Below are 331 nucleotides of genomic sequence, written 5' to 3'. Positions count from 1 at the left end.
GTATTCAATGAGTTTTATAATCTCTGATTTTAAGAGATAACCTCTATCTTTTGGTACAAGTGTATTTTTATAGTGCCGAAAAGGATTAACAATAATGATGTTGTCATTTAAAGCTCTTTTTATGGTTCGTAAAAGCGGTCCCATATTACCATAAATACTATTGTGGTCTAACCCTCTCTCTATTCTAAGATAATAGTCATAATCATCAATAAAGGTTTTATCAAGCTCTATCAATTCTATATCGTCTCTGTGAAGTTTTTCTTTAAGAAATCGTTCTAAATTTCCATAGGCATTTTTATGAGTATTATAACTTCCTGGGGCTCTCAATTTC

At 30.5% G+C, this 331-nt stretch carries 1 protein-coding gene; it reads right to left on the bottom strand.

Going from position 1 to position 331, the window contains the following annotated elements; all coding sequences use genetic code 11:
- The coding region (locus VQ048_RS12850; protein WP_327612002.1) for a phage integrase SAM-like domain-containing protein at positions 1-331 on the bottom strand (331 nt) is incomplete at both ends.

It is taken from the genome of Bergeyella anatis (assembly GCF_036016955.1).
Taxonomy (GTDB): Bacteria; Bacteroidota; Bacteroidia; order Flavobacteriales; family Weeksellaceae; genus JAYWXI01.
This window is presented reverse-complemented; position numbering and strand designations above follow the sequence as displayed.